This is a genomic window from Streptomyces sp. WAC03905, assembly GCF_057371075.1.
In genome coordinates this window covers 86,950-108,540 of sequence record NZ_JBXYDZ010000004.1, presented here as the reverse complement: position 1 = coordinate 108,540, position 21,591 = coordinate 86,950, and the positions used below count along the sequence as shown (strand labels likewise).

At 64.8% G+C, this 21,591-nt stretch carries 13 protein-coding genes, 1 tRNA gene and 9 pseudogenes; 12 read left to right on the top strand and 11 right to left on the bottom strand.

Features of this window, described 5'->3' with window-relative positions:
• Positions 1-32: 32 nt before the first annotated feature.
• The 3 genes and pseudogenes from AC2RP6_RS37710 to AC2RP6_RS37700 all read left to right on the top strand — a co-directional run bounded on the left by AC2RP6_RS37710 (position 33) and on the right by AC2RP6_RS37700 (position 2,191).
• Positions 33-1,115: an IS110 family RNA-guided transposase gene (locus AC2RP6_RS37710; protein WP_486444386.1), complete on the top strand. Its 1,083-nt coding sequence runs from the start codon at positions 33-35 to the stop codon at positions 1,113-1,115.
• Positions 1,116-1,144: 29 nt separating this feature from the next.
• Positions 1,145-1,333 (top strand): annotated as a pseudogene (locus AC2RP6_RS37705) (integrase core domain-containing protein); the annotation flags it as partial.
• 57 nt (positions 1,334-1,390) lie between these two features.
• Positions 1,391-2,191, top strand: coding sequence for an IS5 family transposase (locus AC2RP6_RS37700; protein ID WP_486450672.1), 801 nt, complete (start codon positions 1,391-1,393; stop codon positions 2,189-2,191).
• 15 nt (positions 2,192-2,206) lie between these two features.
• Here AC2RP6_RS37700 and AC2RP6_RS37695 read toward each other — a convergent pair.
• The 4 genes and pseudogenes from AC2RP6_RS37695 to AC2RP6_RS37680 form a co-directional block, all read right to left on the bottom strand.
• A pseudogene (locus AC2RP6_RS37695) lies at positions 2,207-2,398 on the bottom strand (integrase core domain-containing protein); the annotation flags it as partial.
• Between the two features lie 26 nt (positions 2,399-2,424).
• Entirely contained in the window at positions 2,425-3,507 is a 1,083-nt protein-coding gene (locus tag AC2RP6_RS37690; RefSeq protein WP_486444386.1) for an IS110 family RNA-guided transposase, read from the bottom strand.
• Between the two features lie 222 nt (positions 3,508-3,729).
• Positions 3,730-4,500 (bottom strand): annotated as a pseudogene (locus AC2RP6_RS37685) (IS481 family transposase); the annotation flags it as partial.
• 693 nt (positions 4,501-5,193) lie between these two features.
• Positions 5,194-5,979, bottom strand: a complete 786-nt coding sequence (locus tag AC2RP6_RS37680; RefSeq protein WP_486450671.1) for a GNAT family N-acetyltransferase — start codon at positions 5,977-5,979, stop codon at positions 5,194-5,196.
• Positions 5,980-6,112: 133 nt separating this feature from the next.
• Between AC2RP6_RS37680 and AC2RP6_RS37675 the strand changes: the two are divergent.
• A pseudogene (locus AC2RP6_RS37675) lies at positions 6,113-6,223 on the top strand (hypothetical protein); the annotation flags it as partial.
• A gap of 90 nt (positions 6,224-6,313) precedes the next feature.
• Here the strand turns inward: AC2RP6_RS37675 and AC2RP6_RS37670 are convergent.
• Positions 6,314-6,424 (bottom strand): annotated as a pseudogene (locus AC2RP6_RS37670) (IS5 family transposase); the annotation flags it as partial.
• A gap of 56 nt (positions 6,425-6,480) precedes the next feature.
• Here AC2RP6_RS37670 and AC2RP6_RS37665 point away from each other — a divergent pair.
• Positions 6,481-7,710, top strand: a complete 1,230-nt coding sequence (locus tag AC2RP6_RS37665; RefSeq protein WP_486444353.1) for an IS701 family transposase — start codon at positions 6,481-6,483, stop codon at positions 7,708-7,710.
• A gap of 1,095 nt (positions 7,711-8,805) precedes the next feature.
• Here AC2RP6_RS37665 and AC2RP6_RS37660 read toward each other — a convergent pair.
• On the bottom strand, positions 8,806-9,129 hold the full coding sequence (locus AC2RP6_RS37660; protein WP_486450670.1) for a hypothetical protein: 324 nt from the start codon (positions 9,127-9,129) through the stop codon (positions 8,806-8,808).
• A 693-nt stretch (positions 9,130-9,822) separates the two neighbouring features.
• Positions 9,823-10,602, bottom strand: a pseudogene (locus AC2RP6_RS37655) (IS481 family transposase); the annotation flags it as partial.
• An 818-nt stretch (positions 10,603-11,420) separates the two neighbouring features.
• Here AC2RP6_RS37655 and AC2RP6_RS37650 point away from each other — a divergent pair.
• Positions 11,421-11,996, top strand: a pseudogene (locus tag AC2RP6_RS37650) (IS256 family transposase); the annotation flags it as partial.
• A 55-nt stretch (positions 11,997-12,051) separates the two neighbouring features.
• Here AC2RP6_RS37650 and AC2RP6_RS37645 read toward each other — a convergent pair.
• Together AC2RP6_RS37645 and AC2RP6_RS37640 are read right to left on the bottom strand one after the other, a co-directional pair.
• A complete protein-coding gene (locus tag AC2RP6_RS37645; RefSeq protein WP_486450669.1) occupies positions 12,052-12,441 on the bottom strand; it encodes a hypothetical protein in 390 nt (129 codons plus the stop codon).
• A gap of 411 nt (positions 12,442-12,852) precedes the next feature.
• Entirely contained in the window at positions 12,853-13,224 is a 372-nt protein-coding gene (locus AC2RP6_RS37640) for a hypothetical protein (protein WP_486450668.1), read from the bottom strand.
• A gap of 306 nt (positions 13,225-13,530) precedes the next feature.
• Here AC2RP6_RS37640 and AC2RP6_RS37635 point away from each other — a divergent pair.
• From AC2RP6_RS37635 to AC2RP6_RS37625, 3 genes and pseudogenes are all read left to right on the top strand, one after another.
• Positions 13,531-14,534: pseudogene (locus AC2RP6_RS37635) on the top strand (IS5 family transposase).
• Between the two features lie 1,122 nt (positions 14,535-15,656).
• Positions 15,657-16,447, top strand: a protein-coding gene (locus AC2RP6_RS37630) for an IS5 family transposase (RefSeq protein WP_486450705.1) whose coding sequence is annotated in 2 segments (ribosomal slippage) — positions 15,657-16,242 and positions 16,242-16,447 — 792 coding nt in all. Because the reading frame shifts where the segments join, the coding sequence is not laid out codon by codon here.
• Between the two features lie 838 nt (positions 16,448-17,285).
• Entirely contained in the window at positions 17,286-17,897 is a 612-nt protein-coding gene (locus tag AC2RP6_RS37625) for an endonuclease domain-containing protein (protein ID WP_486450667.1), read from the top strand.
• Positions 17,898-18,164: 267 nt separating this feature from the next.
• Here the strand turns inward: AC2RP6_RS37625 and AC2RP6_RS37620 are convergent, their stop codons facing one another.
• Positions 18,165-18,389 carry a hypothetical protein gene (locus AC2RP6_RS37620; RefSeq protein ID WP_486450666.1) on the bottom strand — a complete coding sequence of 75 codons (225 nt, stop codon included), beginning with the start codon at positions 18,387-18,389 and terminating at the stop codon, positions 18,165-18,167.
• 38 nt (positions 18,390-18,427) lie between these two features.
• Positions 18,428-18,886 (bottom strand): DUF6233 domain-containing protein, encoded by a 459-nt coding sequence (locus tag AC2RP6_RS37615; RefSeq protein WP_486450665.1) that lies wholly within the window; start codon positions 18,884-18,886, stop codon positions 18,428-18,430.
• A gap of 213 nt (positions 18,887-19,099) precedes the next feature.
• Between AC2RP6_RS37615 and AC2RP6_RS37610 the strand changes: the two are divergent.
• The 3 genes and pseudogenes from AC2RP6_RS37610 (at position 19,100) to AC2RP6_RS37600 (ending at position 21,270) form a co-directional block, all read left to right on the top strand.
• Positions 19,100-20,348 (top strand): annotated as a pseudogene (locus tag AC2RP6_RS37610) (IS256 family transposase).
• Between the two features lie 62 nt (positions 20,349-20,410).
• Positions 20,411-20,492: transfer RNA gene (locus tag AC2RP6_RS37605), tRNA-Arg, on the top strand.
• Positions 20,493-20,997: 505 nt separating this feature from the next.
• Complete coding sequence (locus tag AC2RP6_RS37600) at positions 20,998-21,270, top strand: hypothetical protein (protein ID WP_486450664.1); 273 nt, start codon at positions 20,998-21,000, stop codon at positions 21,268-21,270.
• Positions 21,271-21,591 lie beyond the last annotated feature (321 nt).

Below are 21,591 nucleotides of genomic sequence, written 5' to 3'. Positions count from 1 at the left end.
GGCTCCATCCACATGGACCGCCAGGAGGACAGGTGCCCAGCAGCTCCACCACGAGCGTGACCCTCGGAGTCGACACCCACGCAGACATCCATGTCGCGGCCGCCCTCGACCAGCTCGGCCGGCGACTGGGCACGCTCACCGTTCCCTCGACACCACAGGGCTACGCCTCCCTCGAGTCCTGGGCGGCAAGCATGGGCACCATCGAACAGATCGGTCTGGAGGGCACCGGTTGTTACGGCGCCGGCCTGTCCAGGTGGATGCGGCAGCGGGGTCATCGAGTCTTCGAGGTCAACCGACCTGACCGCCAGACACGACGGCGCCGCGGGAAGTCTGACGCAGTCGACGCCGAGGCCGCGGCACGAGCGGTGCAGGCCGGCGTCGCTACGGCCATACCGAAGACCGGCGATGGTGCCGTCGAGATGATCCGCACCCTCAGGGTCGCCCGCCGCAGCGCGATGAAGGCCCGCACCCAAGCCGTCAACCAGCTCAGATCCCTGATCGTGACGGCTCCCGACACTCTTCGCGAGCGCATCCGCGGCCTCCACCGGTCGGAGCTGATCCGCACCGTCACTCGCTGGCGGACGGGAGCTGAACCGGACACGCTGACCGCAGTCACCAAGCTGGCGATGAGGTCCATCGCCCTCCGGTATCAACAGCTCAGTGACGAGATCGCAGGACTAGACCGTCACCTGCACAGGCTCGTTAGCCAGGCAGCAGCCGAGCTCATGGCCGTCAAGGGGCTCGGCGCCGAGACGGTCGCAGCCCTGCTCATCGCCGTCGGCGACAACCCCGAACGGCTCCGGTCCGAGTCGGCCTTCGCCCACCTCTGCGGCGTCGCCCCCATCCCCGCTTCTTCAGGCAAGACCAGCCGCCACCGCCTCAACCGCGGCGGCGACCGCCAGGCCAACCACGCCCTCTACATGATCACGGTCACCCGCATGGCCTGGGAACCACGCACACGCGCCTACGTCGCCCGCAGGACAGCCGAAGGCAAGACGAAGACCGAGATCATCCGCTGTCTGAAACGGCACATCGCACGCGAGATCTACCGGCTGCCCGTCCCCCGCATCCCAGCCCAGCCGCCGTCCCAACAGGACCTGGCAACCGCAGCCTGACCGTCCTTGACAGCTATAAGAGCATCAGCAAAGTCGAACGCTTCCACCGCACCCTGCCCGACGAACGGGCCTACCAAAAGCCCTACCAGTCGAATAACGCGCGGACCCAGGCACTGACAGACTTCCTCCACACCTACAACCACCACCACAGCCACACCGCACTCGGCGGACACCCACCCATCAACCGAATCAACAACGCTGCCGGTCAATACACCTAGGCCGTTTCTCTCGGATCATCTGATCGTTGGTTGATGTGTGTCGTTGACTGACGCGCAGTGGGCGCGGATCGAGTTGTTGCTGGGCGGTGGCGTGATCACCGGCAGGTGATCGATGCGATCGCGTTCAAGTACCGCACCGGCACGCCGTGGATGGATTTGCCCGACCTGTTCGGCTCGTGGAAAGGCGCCTACAGCAGGCTGCGGAGGTGGGCGATCGACGGTACGTGGGACCGCGTCTTCGCCGCGCTGCTCGCCCAGGCCGACGCCGACGGCGACCTGGACTGGGTCGTCGCGGTCGATTCCACGATCGTCCGTGCCCATCAGCACGCCGCCGGGGCCCGTCAAAAGGGGGCCCCGGCCGGCGAGCCGCACGACCATGCCCTCGGACGGTCCCGCGGCGGACTGACCACAAAAATCCACCTCGCCGCCGACGGCCTCTGCCGCCCGCTGGCCTTCGTCGTCACACCCGGCCAGGCCGGCGACGCACCAGCGTTCACACAGGTCATGACCGCCATCCGAGTGGCCAGACCCACAGGCAGACCCAGAACCCGGCCCACGGTCGTGCTGGCTGACAAGGCCTATTCGTCCCGCGCGATCCGTGAGCACCTGCGCAAGCGCAAGATCCGGGCGGTGATCTCGCAGCCTGCCGACCAGATCGCCAACCGCAAACGCCTTGGTAGCAAGGGCGGCAGGCCTCCGGCGTTCGACAAGACCGCCTACAAGCAGCGGAACACCGTCGAGCGGTGCATCAACAAGCTCAAGCAGTGGCGCGGCCTGGCCACCCGCTACGACAAGACCGCAACGGTCTACCGGGCGGCCCTGCACCTCGCGGCCATCCACATCTGGACCGCGAGGTGATCGCCAAGAAACGGCCTAGTTGTGTTGTCCGGGGAGGTTGGTGACGCGGCTGGCTGGTGTTTGGCCTGCGATCCCGGTGTGGGGTCGGTGGTAGTTGTACCAGTGCAGCCAGTCGGTGAAGGCTTCCATCCGCTCACGGTCTGAGGTGTAGGGCCGCTGGTAGGCCCATTCCTCGAGCAGGGTGCGGTGGAAGCGTTCGACCTTGCCGATGCTCTTATAGCTGTCAAGGACGGTCAGGCTGCGGTTGCCAGGTCCTGTTGGGACGGCGGCTGGGCTGGGATGCGGGGGACGGGCAGCCGGTAGATCTCGCGTGCGATGTGCCGTTTCAGACAGCGGATGATCTCGGTCTTCGTCTTGCCTTCGGCTGTCCTGCGGGCGACGTAGGCGCGTGTGCGTGGTTCCCAGGCCATGCGGGTGACCGTGATCATGTAGAGGGCGTGGTTGGCCTGGCGGTCGCCGCCGCGGTTGAGGCGGTGGCGGCTGGTCTTGCCTGAAGAAGCGGGGATGGGGGCGACGCCGCAGAGGTGGGCGAAGGCCGACTCGGACCGGAGCCGTTCGGGGTTGTCGCCGACGGCGATGAGCAGGGCTGCGACCGTCTCGGCGCCAAGCCCCTTGACGGCCATGAGCTCGGCTGCTGCCTGGCTAACGAGCCTGTGCAGGTGACGGTCTAGTCCTGCGATCTCGTCACTGAGCTGTTGATACCGGAGGGCGATGGACCTCATCGCCAGCTTGGTGACTGCGGTCAGCGTGTCCGGTTCAGCTCCCGTCCGCCAGCGAGTGACGGTGCGGATCAGCTCCGACCGGTGGAGGCCGCGGATGCGCTCGCGAAGAGTGTCGGGAGCCGTCACGATCAGGGATCTGAGCTGGTTGACGGCTTGGGTGCGGGCCTTCATCGCGCTGCGGCGGGCGACCCTGAGGGTGCGGATCATCTCGACGGCACCATCGCCGGTCTTCGGTATGGCCGTAGCGACGCCGGCCTGCACCGCTCGTGCCGCGGCCTCGGCGTCGACTGCGTCAGACTTCCCGCGGCGCCGTCGTGTCTGGCGGTCAGGTCGGTTGACCTCGAAGACTCGATGACCCCGCTGCCGCATCCACCTGGACAGGCCGGCGCCGTAACAACCGGTGCCCTCCAGACCGATCTGTTCGATGGTGCCCATGCTTGCCGCCCAGGACTCGAGGGAGGCGTAGCCCTGTGGTGTCGAGGGAACGGTGAGCGTGCCCAGTCGCCGGCCGAGCTGGTCGAGGGCGGCCGCGACATGGATGTCTGCGTGGGTGTCGACTCCGAGGGTCACGCTCGTGGTGGAGCTGCTGGGCACCTGTCCTCCTGGCGGTCCATGTGGATGGAGCCGCACCGATGGAGCACTGGGGACACAACTGCGATGAGGCGCGTGAGCCAGGCTCTTATCAGGTCACATCCGGCGGTCCGCCGGTGCAGCCGCACACGTTCTCCCGGCCGGGCGACACATCGGCAACAAGGCACGAATGGCCGGTTGGTCTGTGGGTCAGACCGGCCGGAAGAACGCCGTCAGATCCTCGCAGTTGGTCTGTGGCCGCCAGGGCCTGGTCCAGCGGGGCTGGATGCCCAGGTCACGGCAGGTCTGGCGCCAGGTGTTCCGGCTGTAGGCCCAGGCGTTGTCGGTCAGGACCCGCTCGACGCGGATGCCCAGGGACGCGAAGTGCGCGGTGGCCCGGGCCAGGAAGCCGGCGCAGGTCGGGGCGGTCTCGTCGGGCAGGTCCTCGGTGTAGGCGATCCGGCTGTGGTCGTCGAGCGCGGTGTGGAGGTAGGCGTATCCGGCGCCGTTGCGGCGGTCCTTGTTCGGGCTGCCGGCGGCCCGACCGAGAGCTTTGTGACCGCCGCCGTCGGGGATCCGGCCGAGTTTCTTGACGTCGATGTGGATCAGTTCGCCGGGGCGGGCGCGTTCGTAGCGGCGGACGGGCTCGCCGGTGGCCCGGTCCAGGGTGGCCAGGGGCGGCTGGCCGTGCCGGGTGAGGATGCGGTGGGCGGTGGAGGCCGCGATGCGGCAGCGGATGGCCAGCCGCAGCGGGCCGATGCGGTGTTCCCGGCGGAGGCGGAGCACTTCCGTCTCGATCTCGGCAGAGGTCCTTCGTGGCTGGTGGTGGGGGCGGCTGGAGCGGTCACTCATTCCGGCGATGCCGAGCTGCCGGTAGCGGCCGGCCCAGCGGGCCGCGGTGGTGTGGCTGACCTGGAAGCGTTCCGCGGCCCGCCGCAGGGGCCAGCCGTCGTCCACGACACAACGCGCCAGACGCAGTCGTCCGGTCTCGGTCAGCGGGGCATTACGGTGGACCACGAGGGCCTCCTGTCTCCGGTGCAGATGTCGCAATCCACACCGAACCCGGAGGCCCTCACCCATTTCAAGAACCCAGCACGCGTGTCACCAACGTCCCGGGACAACACACCTAGTCGGCGTGAAGTGCAGGTGGAAACGGGGGTGGGCCAGCAGTCACTTCTTGATGTCGGGCGTCTTGTGGGTCGCGTAGTTGTCCAGGATCCAGATGAACCTGCAGATCAGCTGGTACTTCCTTGTCCAGCTTGGTGAGGAACTCCTTCCCCGAGAGACTGATCAAATCCACTGCGTACCCTCTGCTCCGCCCCCCGAAATCTGTCAGGGCTCATGGTGGCCAACCAGATCTTCGGGCGCACCACCAGGTTGGACCAGCCCCATTCTGTTACGGGTTCTAAAAGCACGTCAGAGCGCGGGCTGGTCGCCCACATCGAGATGGGCCAACGGCACGGCCAAGGAGTCCATAGGCCGCATGCCCGGCAATGAGCGGATGACCGCCGACGGACACGCCTAACAGGCCCAGGGCAACGCCCGCCAAGCTAAGGGCTTCGGGATCGTGAGCAGGCGAGTCGTCACGAGTATCCATCGATCCAGACCGAGACTGAGTCCCAACGCTTCCAGCCCACGCAGAAAAACCTCCTCCCAGACCCGACATGCGACCACCTACCTACGCGCCCAGGGCGGTGACCACGGGACGGGTCACCCTGCCTTGTAGAGTTGGACCTGTCGCTCCGTATCCACGAAGCCGAGCGCCCGATAAAGGCGGATAGCATTGTCGTCCGGGTCCGCAACGATTACGAACCTGCGGATGCCCGGCTTGAGCAACGCACACTGGGCCGCATGTTGAATGACGGAATAGGCTAGACCTCGGCGACGAAACTCGGGACGAGTCTCGACATTCTGGAACCGCGCCAATCCCGAGCCGTCGGCGAACAACCCGGCCCCGGCACATAAACGGCCGTCGACGAAAGCACCACTCCAGCTTCCGTGACCAGCCTCGCACATACGGCGGTGGACAGTAATTTGCTGCTCGACGAAATGCTGATCGCTGCTGCTCGATGGCAGGCCGTAGCAGGCGAGGTGTAGGTCCAGAGCTTGACGCCAATCGTCGTCGCCGGACAGCATACGGACCTCGGTCTTAGGAACCGCGACCGGCGAAACGAGCCGCTCCGCCGTCAAGACCGTGCTCACCTCGACCGTCACTCCGAGCACTCGGTGCTCCGCCGTGTCCCCCGCCATCCCGGCGACACCATCTATGCCCAAGGCCCGGTAGTTGGCCTCCGGGAACTCCGCTTCGAACACTGCCGACCATCGGGACGCGTCGCCTCGCCGAGGCGGAGCATCGAACAAAACGAAGTTCCCGAAGTGGAAACCGGGGTTCGCTGGAGTGCGGACCACCAGATGCGTTCTGTGGCTGGTAAGCACCGAGCCGCCCATCTTCAGCAACATCAAATCCGTGTGGAATCCAAGCGAGGAGATCTTCATCTGGCCAAGGATACAATAGTTCCCCTAGCCAGTTTTGTTGGCTTTTGCCCGGGGGCGGTGGATCGAACGCTATGTGGGGCAGGAAGTCGTCATAGTGCGGCGGCATGAACTGACGAAGGCTCAGCGGAAGCGGATGGCTCCACTCCTGCCGGAGACCGGAAACCCGGGCGGTCGGTGGGACCGACCCACCGAACCATCAACGGTGTGCTCAATGGGATACGAACAGGGCCCCTGGCGTGACCTGCCGGAACACTACGGACCCTGGCAGAACGTGTACGAACACCACCGCCGGTGGTCGGCCGCCGTTCATCCCGGGATGGGATGTTTGGCGGCCTTCTTCTGTGAGGCGGCGGGCCATGAGGTCGGTCATGGCGAGGTTGACCAGCGCTCCGGAGCGGGTGGGGAGGGTTTCGTAGTCGCGGGCGAGGCGGCGGTGGAGCATGAGCTAGTAGTGCTTCGTTACGTCGGGTGATCTTGCCTGCTCGTGGGTAGTTTGTGCGCATGAGGTTGGGGGAGGTGGAACGACTCCGGAGTGAGTTGGCGGAGTTCGTTGCCGATGTCTTTGGGTCCTTGCCGCGGCGGGATCAACGCCGGTGGGGCGAGTGTTATCTGCGGGGACTGATGCTCGACGGCCGGCGCAAGTCGATCCAGCCGATGGCCGATCGCCTGCCGGACGGCAACATGCAGGCTCTGCAGCAGTTTGTGAACCAGTCGCCGTGGGATCCGCTGCCGGTGCGGCAGCGGATCGCCGAGCGTCTGTGCGAGGTGATCCAGCCCGAGGTGTGGGTCGTCGACGACGTGTCGTTCCCCAAGTGCGGCACCGAGTCGGCGGGGGTGGCCCGACAGTACTGCGGAGCACTGGGCAAGCGGGCGAACTGCCAGGTCGCGGTCAGCGTGCACGCTGCCACCGACACCGCTTCATGCCCTTTGGAGTGGGAGTTGTTCCTGCCCGAGGAGTGGGCGCGCGATGACCGGCGGCGCCGGCGGGCCGGGGTCCCTGACGACGTCGGGCACGCCTCCAAGACCCGTCTGGCTTTGGGGTTGCTGGAGCGGCTGGCCGAGCAGGGGCTGGAAGTGCCGATGATCGTGGCGGATGCCGGCTACGGCCGCAGCGTCTCCTTCCGGCTCGCTCTGGAGGAGCGCGGCTGGTCCTATGTCGTGGCCGTTGACCCCAAGGAGGTCGCCCGGCCCGCGGCGGCTGAGCCTCATCAGCCCGTCTATGGCGGGCTGGGGCCGCCCACGCTGCCCCGCTACCGCGAGGCGGCCCGGCCCCTGCCCTGCCTTGTCGAGACCGGCACCCGGTTCGAGGAGGTCACCTGGCGGCAGGGCAGCAAAGGCGCGATGACCTCGTACTTCGCCGTGATCGAAGTACGGCCCTCGGGGAAGGAAGCCACCCGCACGGCTCAGGAGCAGGCCGGCGGACGCAGTCGTTGGGACGGGCTGCTGCCCTTGCGGACCATGCTCGTCGAGCAGCCCGCAGAAGCAGCCGAACCGACCGGCTACTGGATGACGAACCTGCCCCCGACTACTCCGGTCGCTGATCTGGTGCGGTGGGCGAAGACGCGCTGGAGGATCGAGCACGACTACCGCGAGCTCAAGCACGGCCTGGGCCTGGACCACTTCGAAGGCCGCACCTGGCGCGGCTGGCATCACCACGTCACCCTCGTCACCGCCGCCCAGGCCTTCCTCACCCTGCGACGGCTCGACCCAAAAGTCCGGATGCCAGCCTGAGCCTCTACCAGGTCCTCGATGCCCTTCAGGACCTGCTTCGGTGCTGGGCCGGCACCTGCACCACCTGCGGCCGAACCCTGCCGACCAGCAGAACCAGAACCTAACAAAGCACTACTAGAGCGAAGTACTGTCCGACGAGCGCCAGCACATTCCAATCGGCTTCTGACAGCGGGCAAACGGCTTCTTCACCGCCCACGGCATCACCGTCGAGCGCGTCCGACCGAGAGTAATCGTCAAAACCTGTGGATCGGCAAGTTGCCCGGGATAGCGCCGACGCCGCGATGGTCGAGGTGAGTGTCAGCAGGGCGAAACCTTGAGGATCTTGTCCATGGTCTCCGGAGGGGCTCGAGACGTTTCCAACACCAGACCGCAGTCAACGGTTGCCTGGCTGCCACGGACAGGGCAATCGTTGAGGTGCAAAATTTGAAAAAGTGGCCGTCGCAAAGAATACGAACTGGACACTGATGCATTGACGGAAAGTCGGAGTACTTTATGATCATCCTGTATAATTCCATGCACGGCGCCACACATTGGCATCGATATCGATGCCCACAATGTGCCGGCCTGGCCGATGATCAGTAGCCGGCCGGATGCCTTAACGCGCGACTACTCAGGCTGACTACGTAACCAATTGCCAGGAGTGAACCGTGACCGATCCCAGCGACCTGTTCCGCGACGCCCCAGATCTTTTGAACGAAGCTTCGGCACTCCTCGCCACCTGATCACCGAACCCGCACTGAAAATCCCGCGCATACAGTGACGGCACAACCGCACACCTTATAATCCACGCCGACTGCACCGCCATGGCAACAAGTACCAAATAGTGAAATGCACGCCCGAAGCATCACGGCGAAGAGCGCCCACAAGGGATCACCCACCTATGCAGACGGGCGTCGGTTACCTGCGCTGATGGTCGACAGGAGATCCGGCGTCCATAACGGCGATACGCTGAAACTTCGACGCATCACGACACGGCGCCCCGACGGACGCGACCCGCAGTCGTGCTCAACTTCAGGTTCGTCCGCCACATACGCGAACGAACCCAAAATTGAGACTCAGGAACCCCTACCTAAAATAGGGGGCGTTTCAGAGTAACTAGAAGTTGCCTGAGACTTTATCAGTCTTCTGAGAAGTCACGCGACCGTCCCCATCAATCCACTTGATTACGAGAAAGACTTCATCGCCATCGGGAGTGTCTTCGTTTAGCGCCCCGCCATCAGGGGCGCTAAAAATTCCATTTAGGTAAATACCGGCACTATCCGCCCAAAGTGAATTAGGGGCAGGAGTGTTATTCGGAGAAGGATAGTAGGTCTTAGTGAAAAGGTGATCGTCCGACAGTGGATCGCTCCCGTAGAAGCTAACCTGGATCTTACCGCCGTTGATTAAGTAGCCTAAACCGGCATCTGTGGCCAGTTCCACGTGATAATAAAGGGTATTACTGCAGGCCTGAGTCCAATAATTACACGCCTCTTCGACCCGAAGGCTAGTATGCATACCATCAATAGCGGAAGCCGATGGGGCGGAAAGTCCTAGGATCATAGCCGCCCCGAGGGAGGCCGTGCTGGCTGCGCGAACAGCCCTAGCGCGCAGCACATTTGAAGTACCCACTTGAAATCATCCTCGCAGTCTAATTTCCAGATAAAAATAGGCAGAGCGAACCCTCATCGTAAACGAAGGGGCCGCGATCGCGAAACTAGAGTCGCTGGACACGCAAGCACCATTGTATCGCCTCACCTCTGCGGATAGCTTAAAAAATACCCGATAGGGAATTTTCCGAAATGTCGTATATGATTATGCAAGTGCGGATAGATGGGGCTATTGAATGAGTGCGCGTAACAAAATTATGCAGTGAGCCTTTTTCAGTCTGGTGGTGGGACCGACCGGGGCCGACCTGCGTGCGCTGTTTAGCTCCAACGATCCAGCCGGGTTCGAGGGGGGGAGCCTTCACCAACCGCCAGCAGCAGTGGACGGTGGTCGCGGCCGCCCTCGGCGAGCACCTCCAGAAGGTGGCCGGCCCCGGCATCAACGTCGAAGACCTCGAAGCCCCTGCACCAACGTGATCATGTTTCACGGAATGGGCGGCGCCGGGAAGTCGACGCTGCTCCGCAAGATCTAGGTGTATTGATCCGCAGCGTTGTTGATTCGGTTGGTGGGTGGGTGTCCGCCGAGTGTGGTGTGGCTGTGGTGGTGGTTGTAGGTGTGGAGGAAGTCTGTCAGTGCCTGGGTCCGCGCGTTATTCGACTGGTAGGGCTTTTGGTAGGCCCGTTCGTCGGGCAGGGTGCGGTTGAAGCGTTCGATCTTGCTGTTGGTCTGTGGCCGGTAGGCGCGGGTGAGCTTGCCGGCCGCGCCGAGGTCGGCAAGCACGGCCTTCCAGGCCAGGCCCTTGCGGTAGGCCCAGGCATTGTCCGTCAGGACCCGTTCGATGCGGGTGATGCCCTGACTGTGGAAGAACGCGGCCGCGCGGGCGAGGAAGCCCGCGCAGGTCGCGACGTTCTCGTCGCCGTGGATCTCGCTGTAGGCGAGCCGGGTGTGGTCGTCGATGGCGGAGTGGACGTAGTCGAAGCCCACGCCGGACTTGGTTCTGCGGCCGGCCTCGCGGCCCAGGGCACGGTGGCCGCCGCCCTCGGGGATCCGGCCGAGTTTCTTCACGTCCACGTGGACGAGTTCGCCGGGCCGCTCGCGTTCGTAGCGGCGGATCACTGTGCCGGTGGGACGGTCGAACCAGGCCAGCCGGCTGAGACCGTGCCGGGTCAGGATCCGGTGGACGGTCGAGGCCGGCAATCCCAGGACCGGGCCGATCCTTGCGGGGCCCAGTTTGCGTGCCCGACGCAGTTCACAGACCCTCGCCTCGATGTCGGCCGGCGTCCGGTGCGGCGTAGTGCGGGGCCTAGTTTGATCCCTGGGGCCTCCGCGAGGTGGTAGGAGTACCGCATGCCGGTTTCTGCCAGCAGCGTGTCGAAGCGGTCTCTCAGCGCGTCGTAGACGGCATCAGGAAGATCCCAGCTCGGGTACTCGGTCACCTTCTCGGGGTGAACCACGCAGGCAGCCGGGTACCAGTTCTCGGGAAGCCCGGCCGCCGGTTCCGGGGTGGGCAGTACGCCGCCGATGGCGCCAGAGTCCCGCCAGTGGACCTGGGGCAAGGGGTAGCAGAAGTCGCCGTGCGCGTAGGGGCACCACAAGGCCTGGAGCAGGTCCGTCCCCTTGGGAAAGGGCACGCCCGGCGCATCGACACGATGGACCTGCACGATGGGAACGAGGGGTACAGCGGGTTCCGGATCGCCCCCGGCGACCGTGGCGTGGTGCTCTTCCCGGCACACCGGCCATGGTTCCGCGGCAGGCCAGAGCAATGGACCTCCGACGGAACTGTCCTTGCAGGTCGGAGAACCGGGACGTGGGTGCAGGCGGACGGACTCGCGGCGGGAGGGGAGCAGCTCAGGAAAGAGGCTCTCCACATCCACCGGACGGTTGGGAGTGTGGCGGGACATGTGCCGGACTCTAGAACCCAGGTACGACAACCGGCCCGCAGATGCATGACGGCTGGCACACGATCGACGCCTGCCACCATCGCCGTGTCGCCCCAGCGCTCCCGAAACTCGACAACATCCCGCCGCTCTCGGCCAAGCAACTGTTCTCCGTACCCGACGACAAACGTTCTCCGCTGCCACCTACGCAGCCAGCCGGCCCTGGGCACGCCGGCAGGAAGAGCGCAGACCGAGCTGAAAAACCGCGGCGTCGAAGACGTCCTGATGCTCATCTGTGATGGCTTGAAGGGCCTGCCCGACGCGGTCGGCGAGGTCTGGCCCCAGACCGTCGTGCAGATCTGTGTCGTCCACCCGCTGCGGGCCTCGTTCCGCTACGCCGCCCGCCAGGACTGGGACAAGATCGCGAAAGCACTGAAGCCGATCTATACCGCGCCGACCGAGGATGCCGCCACCAGCCGGTTCCTGGAGTTCTGCGAGGAATGGGCCACCAAGTATCCAGCGATCGTCCGGCTCTGGGAGAACGCCTGGGCCGAGTTCATCCCCTTCCTGCAGTTCGACGCCGAGATCCGCCGGATCCACTGCACCACCAACACGATCGAGTCCGTCAACGCCCGCATCCGCCGGGCCGTGCGAGCCCGCGGCCACTTCCCCTCCGAGAACGCCGCCATGAAGTGCGTCTACCTCGCGGTGATGTCCCTGGACCCGACCGGCGCCGGCCGCAAACGCTGGACCACCCGCTGGAAGCGAGCCCTCCAAGCCTTCGACATCGCCTTCGACGGACGCCTCACCCACAACCGAATCTGACCTCAACAACCAAACCGGTTACACCGTTTACTGGACAGGCCCTATTATGGCCTACTCAGGGAGCGACGAAAGCAGTCAAAAATTCACGCAAGCCAGCTTTTGACATTTCACTGTAATGTGCATTTCCATCCCTGCTATAAACGCGCGAGGGGCAATCTTTGAACTGGCCTACTATCTCTCGCGTTGCAATTACCTTCGCCGTGGCAACTTCCAGTAAACGGACGCGATATTGAGCGTCGTGAACGGTGAGTTTGGTTTTTTTATTCTTCTCATTTATGGCGTCGCAGCGCGTCTCGGTAGCTGCTCCTTCGAATCGCTCTGCACAGAAAATGAGTTCAGCCTTCCGGGCATTCTCGGGAAGAGAATCAAGTAGCAGGTTGTCCCGATAAAGCTCCGGATCGGCGTTCATGCTATATAGGTCGGATGTCTTTTTGATCAGCAGCACTGCCGGATGTTTTTTGCCAGGCAACCCGTCATACGGGGCGTTTCCTGCGAAGGGTACGGCGCGTGTGCAGATTTCCACGAGCTCGTGTAAATTCTCGGCATGCCTCACTCGCGGATAGCTTTTACCGGACGTGGGTGGAACGCTTTGAGTAGTTGGTGAAGAACCGCGGTCCGAGCATCCCGTCGATGCGCACATAAACGCCACGACTGCAGCTAACGCCCGAAGTGCCCTTGCTCGGGGGCGCACCGCTTCAGACAGCAAGTTCACTTCAAAATTCACCTGCACCTCACACGCTTGATGTCAAATTTAGTTCTATTGCGCGGTCCGTGTGCACTGCTTTGCGAGTGGCGCAGCAGTACGCGCTGAGCGCGCACTGCTGCGCCATCATTAGGATTCGCTAACTAGAAGGCGTCAGCAATTCGGGTTTCTGTCGATCCGGTCCGTGGTCCAGCCGGGCGTCAGGTATCGGCTGTGAGTAGAATACTGATAGCCGTTATCGACAGTGCGGGAAACACCTGCGCCAATCATTTGGAACATCTCGATGCTCAACGATCCGGCGCCCTGCTGCTTAATATCTGCCCTCCAGTGAATCTCATGGCAGTAGCCAGGCTGGGAACCTCCTTGATTCCATCCACTTTGGTTCGCGTAACCCAGCGAGGAATAGCCTCCGCCATACCACTGTCCGTATGAGGCCTGCGCAGGAGATGCAGTAAGCACACCAGCGAGCAGCGCAGCCCCCGCGGCCACCACTGTCATCAACTTTCGAGACATGATCTTCGACATAATTTCTCCTAATTGAGAAAACGACCTAGATCATTAGACATACAATATCTTCTCAAGTGGCGAGTATTTGGTACTCCATTGTGTGAGCAGTTGATGCTCGAAGGTGAGACGCTGCTTGCCCGTAGTTCCAGGTCAGAATTCGTGCGGTCGCGCCTCTGAAACTCGGTCCGGTTCAGGTACAAGAGCGCGGCCACGGGCGCTGTCACCTTTTGATCGGCCGGACAAAGTCCTAGGGCCTGTATTGGGTCGTGATCGGTTTGTCGGATCTGCCCTCGCTGCGGGGGTGGATCCGGTAGTCCGGTGCGTGTGACGCGTGCGCAACTGACGGACGATGAGTGGGGATTCATCGAGCCGTATCTGCCGATTGGTGAGTACGGCCCGTATCCCGAGCGGCTGCGGGAGCAGTTCGAGGGCGTGATCTGGAAGTTTCGTTCGGGAGCGCAGTGGCGGGAGATGGCGGAGCGGTTCGGTGCCTGGTCCACGGTGCACAACAGGTTCAGGCAGTGGCGGGACGGCGGGGTCTTTGAGGGACTGCTGGAAGGCGTGATCGCCGAGGCGGCTGGGCGGGGCAGGGCTGACATGTCGCTGGTCAGCGTGGACTCCACGACGGTCCGCGCCCATCACGACGCGGCCGGGATGCGCTTAGAGAAGGAGGTTCTGGACGCTCTGGAGAAGGCCGCCCTCGAGGCGGAGGCGGCCCGGCAAAAAAAGGGGCGACACGGCGGAACAAGACGGACACGGCAACGCCGGGGATCCCGGCCGGGCCGAGCGACGGCGCGTCCGGCGACGGCGCAAGCTCCGTCTGAAAGCAGCTCTGCTCGGGCGATCGCGAGGCGGGCAGACCAGCAAAATCCACCTGGCTGCCGACCGCCGCTGCCGGCCTCTGGCCCTGACCTGACCGCGGGGCAGGCCGCGGACAGCCCCCAGTTCATCCCCGTGCTCAAGAAGGTGCGGGTCCGCGGGCCCGCCGGACGTCCGCGCACCCGGCCCGGCGCGGTCGCCGGGGACAAGGCCTACTCGTCCCGCGACAACCGCTCCTACCTGCGCAAACGCGGGATCAAGGCAGTCATCCCGGAGAAGAAGGACCAGGCCGCCAACCGGAAGAACAAAGGCCGCAGGGGCGGCCGGCCAGTCACCCACGACACCGACCTCTACAAGGAACGCAACACCGTCGAGCGCCTGATCAACAAGCTGAAGGCCTGGCGAGGCATCGCCACACGCTACGACAAGAACCCCGCAGCTACCTCGCAGGCCTCCACCTCCGTGCCGCCATGATCTGGATCAAAGACCTCACCCGGACCGACCTTTGATCACGACCCAATACGCGCCCTAGTCTTCGTCTCTCCCGGGCCGTCCTTCGTGCGCACCGGTCTTCTCCCGCTCTTGTCGGTTTTCTCCGGGTTCATCGTGCCGGGTGCGGGCTCCCAGGACGGGCTGCGTTGCCTTGTCCGAGAAGCCCGCAATGGGGCGGGTGTGTTGCGCGAGGGCGGCCGGGTGTTGGGATGTGTCGTCCTGGCGCGAAACTTGGGTGTGGGAGGAAGGACTGTGGTGGTGGGAGATTCTGGGCGGGTTGTGCCGGTGTCTGGCACGGGAGAGGCCTCCGGACGGGGAAGCGGGGGTGTGCGGCCGGTGCGGTCGCGTGTACGGCATGGGAGTCCGTCGTGTGCGAGTTACGGGTGCAGGCGGCCGGAGTGCAGGGCTGCGGCATACCGGGACCGTGTCCGGCGCAATCGGGATCTTCGGGCGGGGCGTCCTGCCAGGGTTCCTGCTGTCGATGCGGCGGCGTATGCTGTGAGGTTGCGTGAGGCCGGTTGGTCGGCAGGTGATATCGCGGCGGTCGCGGGGGTGTCGGTCACTCTCGTGCGCCGTCTGCTGCGCCTTCCCCCGGACGGGCAGCCGCTCGTTCACCGCACCACGGCTGAGGCGGTCCTGGGCGTTTCTCTGGCCGGCATGCCGGGCAGGCGTCACCGTGCAGGGCTGACGCCCTCTGCCGCCAGTGCGGGGTGTCTGCAGGAGCTTGCGGAGCGGGGCTGGCCGACGAGTTTCCTGGCGGCCCGTCTGGGCACGTCCACCCAGACCATCGCCGCCGTCCGCAACGGCAAACGCCCCCGCCTCAGCCTCACCCTCGATCAGGCGATCCAGCACTTGCACCGACATCTGGTTCAGAGCACCCCTGCCGAGTACGGGATAGCGGCCCACCGCAGCTGCAGGGCCACCACAGCAGCCCACCAGCGCACCCAGCCCCCCGTGCCGCCTCCTCGCACCCCCACCAGCTGAGCCCGGCGAAGCGTGGCCGGGATGGCAGAGTGGGGTATACAGGGTGCCGGGTGCGAGGGGCCCTATGCCCGCGACGGCGCGCCCGGCCCCTTAGACTGTGTCCTATGTGGTGAGGCGTTGTTGTTGTCGGTATGGGGCGGGGTAGGTGGAGTTGAATTGTTCCGGATGGGCTGTGGGAGATCGCGGAGCCGCTGATCCCACCGTCGAAGGTGCGGTCTCAGGGTGGTGGGACACCGGATACGCCTGATGAGACGTTGTTCGCGGTGATCATCTACGTGCTGGTCAGCGGGTGTGCCTGGCGGTCACTGCCGCCGTGCTTCGGGATATCGAAGTCGACGGCTCACCGCCGGTTCTTGATCTGGTCGAGGGCCGGCGTGTGGGGTCGGCTGCACGAGGGGATCCTGCACCGCCTCGACGACGCCGGCCTCCTCGTCTTGTCCCGCGTGGTCCTGGACTCTGCTCATGCTCGCGCTAAAAGGGGCGAACTCACAGGTCCGAGTCCCGTGGACCGAGGCAAGCCGGGCTCCAAGATGCACGTCCTGTCGGACGCGGCCGGACTGCCCCTCCTCGTCGGCGTCACCGCGGCCAACACCCACGACAGCCTCGCGCTGAAACCCATGATCACGGGCAACCAAACGAGACACGACCCCCACCGCGGCCGCCACTTCAAACCCCGGCGTCTGCACGCCGGCAAGGCCTACGACGTACCCGAGCTGCGGAAACGGTTACGCGGGAAGCGATCGGAGTCCGTATCGCACGCAAGGGCATCGAGCCATCGGAACGGCTCGAAGACGCCCGGTGGGTGATCGAGCCGACCATGTCCTGGCTCACCGGCTACCGCCGACTCAACCACCGCTACAAACGCCACCCCCGCAACTACCTGCCATTCCTCGGCCTCGCCGCAGCCCTCTGCTGCTACAAGCGCCACGTCCACCTCACCACATAGGACACGGTCTTAAGGACGGGCTTCTTTCGTTCCCGCGTTTTTCTCTCGCCCGCCATCGCGGGCTGCATGCTCTCGATCCCGGCGCGGAGCACTGGTTGTCGCTGTGCTGGTGCCGGTCGTTAGTCTTTGGGGTATGTCGGAGCATGTCGCCCCGGGCGGTGCCAATGGCCTGCTCAGTCTGGCTGCTGCGGACGGTCTGTGGGCCCGGTTGACAGTCGGCAGCGCAGTTCCGTCCGCTTCAGCGGTGTTCACCCCGCTCCCTCCAGACGTCCCGGCGGGTGGGTATGTGGTGCTCGGCACCTGCGTGGTGGGATTGGTGCAAGCGGGAGACGGCCGGTGGGGGGTGCCGGAGACGGAGGTGCGTCGGGCTGCTGGATCATGGAACACGGTGGAGATGGACGCCATGGATCTGGTCCGCATCGGCCCCTTCCCTCATGTTCCGGAGCAGAGCCGAACCGGTGGAACGCTGCGGCGATGGCGCCAGCGCATCAGCCACGAACTGCAAGCTGCAGGTGATCCTCCAGTGCAGCCTCACCTCGCCGGGGTTAACTGGTGGCCGCTGCTGGTGGAACGGTCCCGTGACGGGGGAGAGCGGTCGTGGTGGCTGCCCCGCGCCGTGGTCAGGCTGCTGGACGCTGCCGAGCACACCGAAACCCAATGGCTCCACACCACACAAACCCACCCGAGTACACCTGCCACCGCACAGCCCTCCCGCCCTGGGCAGCAAGCCACCCACAGCCTGCCTACGACAGGTACGGACAGCCCCACCCGTCCGCTGCGCCCGTACGCGGGGGAACTGACAGGCCAGTTGTATACGGTCCTGGCCAGGAAGCCCGGTATGTCCCACCAGGTCGCCGGGTGGGCGTGCACGGTCTGCGGCACTGCGCCGGCTGTGGTTCTGGATCACTGCCATGAACACGGCTACGTCCGCGCACCGGTCTGCTCCTCCTGCAACACAGCGGAACGCCCTGATCACCTGTATGACAACGACATCCGCGTCGCCGGCCGCTACCAGCGTCTCTTCGACACCGACCATGCTGTCTGGCTGCAGCACTGGCACCGCTGCCCCGGCTGCCGCGCCCGCACCACCCTGCCCTTGCCCCACCTCGCCGCATGGACCGCCCACACCTCCTGCCGCACCCTGCGCCCCACCCACTCACAAGGCCGCACCCGCAAACCCTGCGGCGTACTGCGCGTCTCCTGGACCGGCAACCAGAACACACCCCGCTCCTGCCTGCTCACCGTCTCCGTCGACTTCTGCCCCACCGGAGAGCACCGAGTCCTGGCACAGGTGCCCTACCGGGAGGCGGTCGGGCGGTTCGGTGTCTGGCTGGCCGCCACCGCCCCCGAACTGGCCGCGGCAGCCGGCCCGGACCGACTGGACGGCCTCCCCGCCCAATCCAGGCCCGTCATCGCCGACACCAGCGGCGCAGACATGTCCCTGTTCTGACCGAACACCAAACGCTCCGCATCGCCTGCACACCAGGGGCACTCAGCCTCATCACAACGGTGACAAATGGCTGCACCAGGCGTTCAACTACAGGGGGCGGGGCGGCGGATGTCCGGCACAGTGCAGTCGGCAAGGGAGGCCGTCATGGTGCCGGCTTGCAGGTCCTCTGCTTCGGCCGAAAGCCCGACGGTGTCTTTTCGGCCGGGACAGAGGAAACCTTCCCGGGACAGACCCGGCTTTGATGCTTCGCAATGTTGGCTGTGGGATTCAGGTGGAGCCGTTGACGCGGGTGTGGTGGGTGATGCCGTGGGCGGCGAGGGAGTTCCAGACGGTGATGGTGCTCTGGCCGGTGCGTTCGGCGATCCGGGCGACCGGTTCACCGTTTGCATAGGCGTCCAGCACGGCCTCGGCCAGTTTTCGCCGGGCGGTGTGCAGCGCTTCCTGCGCCGCCTGGTAGGCCTGGTGTGCTGCTTCCAACGCGTCCTCGCTCATACGCCCATCTTGCCTGCCCAAACACCCCGGGACACGCTCTACAGCGCAGGGCGGTCCGGCGGTTCGGGGGGCTGGGGATTGTTTGCGGTGGGCAGGGAGGTGGCTGCCTGGCATTCGAGGCAGGTGACCGTGCGGGGTTGGCGGAGGATGTCGAGTGCCTGATCGAGAGTGATGGGGGTGGCGTGGGGCTGGCAGCCGATGACGTGGATCAGGCGCGCTCCGGGATGACCTGGACGGTGGGGAAGATCCTGCACCGTCCACACCTGCCGGCCGTCGGCCGGAGTGGTACGGGTGGGGACCTGGCTGTAGTCGCCGCCGACAAGAGGCCGGACAAGACGCGCATCCAGCCAGACCACCTGCTCAACGGACTCCGCACGGCTACTGCTGCCAGACGCCCAGCCCGCGATGCCCACCCGGTACTGCCAGCCCCAGGCAGCACGCCGCCGTTCATACAGAGGGGCCCTCAGCTCCTGCCCATCAGGCAGGACAACGATCACCCGAGCTACGCTCCCAGACACCCGTCCCCCTCTCAACCGGACAGCACCCTAACCAAACGCGGGCCTACCGCCGCGCGCAGAGCAATGCTCGGAACCTGTGGATCGGCCCGGAGGCGGGCGCCTCGTGGGATGCGGAGGGCGTACCTTCCCGGGTGATCGACTCATGGTCACCGAGTAGGCCCGCGTTGGCGCACGGGCTGGGAAGACACACCGATGCTCAGTGTAGTCACCGAAGACGGCACCACCGGGACCGGTGCCTCTTTGACCGACGAGACCGTTCAGGAAGGGGCGAGTCAGATGTTCGCCGCGGCCCTGGAGGCGGAGGTGGAGCAGTACATAGCCGAACTCGCCGGCCAGCGTGACGAGGCGGGCCGCCGCCTGGTGGTCCGCAATGGTCGTCACCGTCCAAGGACGGTGACGACCAGCCGCCGGGCCTGTTGAAGTGACAGCCCCGCGCGTGAACGACAAGCAAGGTCGACGAGATGACCAGTGAGCGTCAGCGATTCTCTTCGAAGATCCTGGCGCCGCGGTGCCGCAAGTACCCGAAAGTCAGTGGGGTCCTGCCGCCGCTCTACCTCCAGGGCCTGTCCTCCGACGACTTCGTGCCCGCGCTCGAGCATTTGCTGGGCAGCGCGGCCGGTCTGTCGTCGGCGACGGCGACCCGGCCGACGAGGCAGTAGGCCGCTGATCACGAGGCGTTCCAGCGCCTTGACCTGGCCGGATCCAACTACGTCTGAGTGTGGGACGACGGCATCCGCCCCAAAATCCGCCTGTCCCAGACACCCTCCTGCCTGCTAATCCTTATGGGCGTGCGCGTGGACGGCAGCAAGGAGCTGATCGCGATCGCCGAGGGCTTACGGGAGTCGACCGAGTCCTGGGCGGATGTGCTGCGGGATTGCAGCCGGTGCGGGATGCGCGACCTGGCGCTCGTCTTCGGCGACGGTGCGATGGGTTTGTGGCGGGCCCTGGCAGAGGTGTTTCTGCAGGCAAGGCATTAGCGGTGCTGGGTTCCTAAGACCCGCGATGTCATGAACGCGCTGCCGAAGTCCGCGCAGCCCGAGGCGAAGAAGGCACTCCAAGAGATCCAAAATACCGAGGACCGCGCCCATACCAAGAAGGCGATCGCCACATTCGAGAGGGCATACGGGGCTAACATGCCCAAAGCCACCGCGAAGATCACCGGCAAGGTCGACGAGCTGCTGGCGTTCTACAATTTCCCTGCCGAGCACTGGATCTACCTGCGGACCACGAACCCCATCGAGTCGACGTTCTCCACGGTCAAGCTTCGGACCCAGGTCACCAGCGGCGCCTCCAGCCCCATCGCCGCCCTCGCCATGGTCTTCAAACTCGTCGAATCCGCTCAGGTCCGCTGGATCGCGGTCACCGAATCGCCCTCGTCCGCCAGGGCGCCCGCTTCGAAAACGGCCACCTCATTGAACCCTCCGAGTTCACCGCAGCCTGAGAGACACCAGGCCCCGAAGACTCTCTCGAAGCCAGCATGTTCTATAGTCTCGGAACGAGGCCGGAGGTGTGGCGGAACTGGCAGACGCGCCGACGAGGCGCCTTCCGGAGGGCAGGCGTGAGGGTTCGACTCCCTCCTCCTTCTGCCTCGCGTGGGCCTGCACCGTTTCGGTGCGGGCCCACGCACCTCCCGTGCACAAAAACTCCTCCATCGCCACGCATCAGCAGAGCCCGCCGGGATCGGATTTCATACTTACTTCGGTATTGGTCCAGAAAAAGGGACACACTCACGATTATCGACAATTACTCCCGCGCGCTACAGTGACGGATACGCCGCCGCCGTCCCGTGCCCGTGTTTCATGCGGGAAAGCGGTGCAACTGCTCGGGTGAGCATGAGGTGTCTCGAAGCACGTCGTCCGGTGAGGAGTTCTGTGGCCGGTGCAGGTGACAGAGCCCCGGCCGGGGACGATGGACTCGGCCGAGCTCTGAGTGCGTGGGTGGCGCTGTGGTTCAGAAGGCTTCGTCGTGTTGATCCCCGTCGCGGAGGTCTTCTTCGCGGTGTTCGTGTTCCGGTTCGGTGCTGTGGGGGCCGGTTCGCGAAGGACCGGGTCCTGGCCGGGGCGGAACGTGTGCTTTTGCTCGCTGTTGTCGTGGCCGGGGTGCTGTCTGTGGTCCTGGATGCCGCCATGGCTGGTGACTCCTCGGGGTGCGGGGACTCCTGCGAGCGATGCCTCACCGAGCTGACCAACAAGCAGACACAGCGAGGCAACCAGAAAACCGTCCAAACCCTCGAGCAGCACATCCGCAACTGGATCACCGCCTGGAACACCGACCCCAAACCCTACGCCTGGGCCGAGACAGCAGACGACATCCTCGACCATCTCACCAACTATAAGAACAAAATTTCCAACGCAGAAAACTAGCTACTCGAGGATAAGACTGTCGAGTCACCGTGTTCTGCGCGCACCAGTGGAACGATCAGATCGATAGCGATTGAAGCGGATTCTCGTCGTTGCTCAACTCGCCCGACATGCTGTATTTGCCCGACCTTGGGGGGTGCAACCGTGCTTTCAGTATGGTGCTCGCGGTATCGGACAGATGGGCGCCACCTGACGTGCTCGCAACGATCTCCTTCCCGTTGTTAGGTATTTCCTGCTCAAGATTTGGGTGCCTAACGTGCGTGTGATGAGAGCAGCAGACGTACGGCACCGGCCCGACCGGACAGGTAGTGATCCTGATGACAA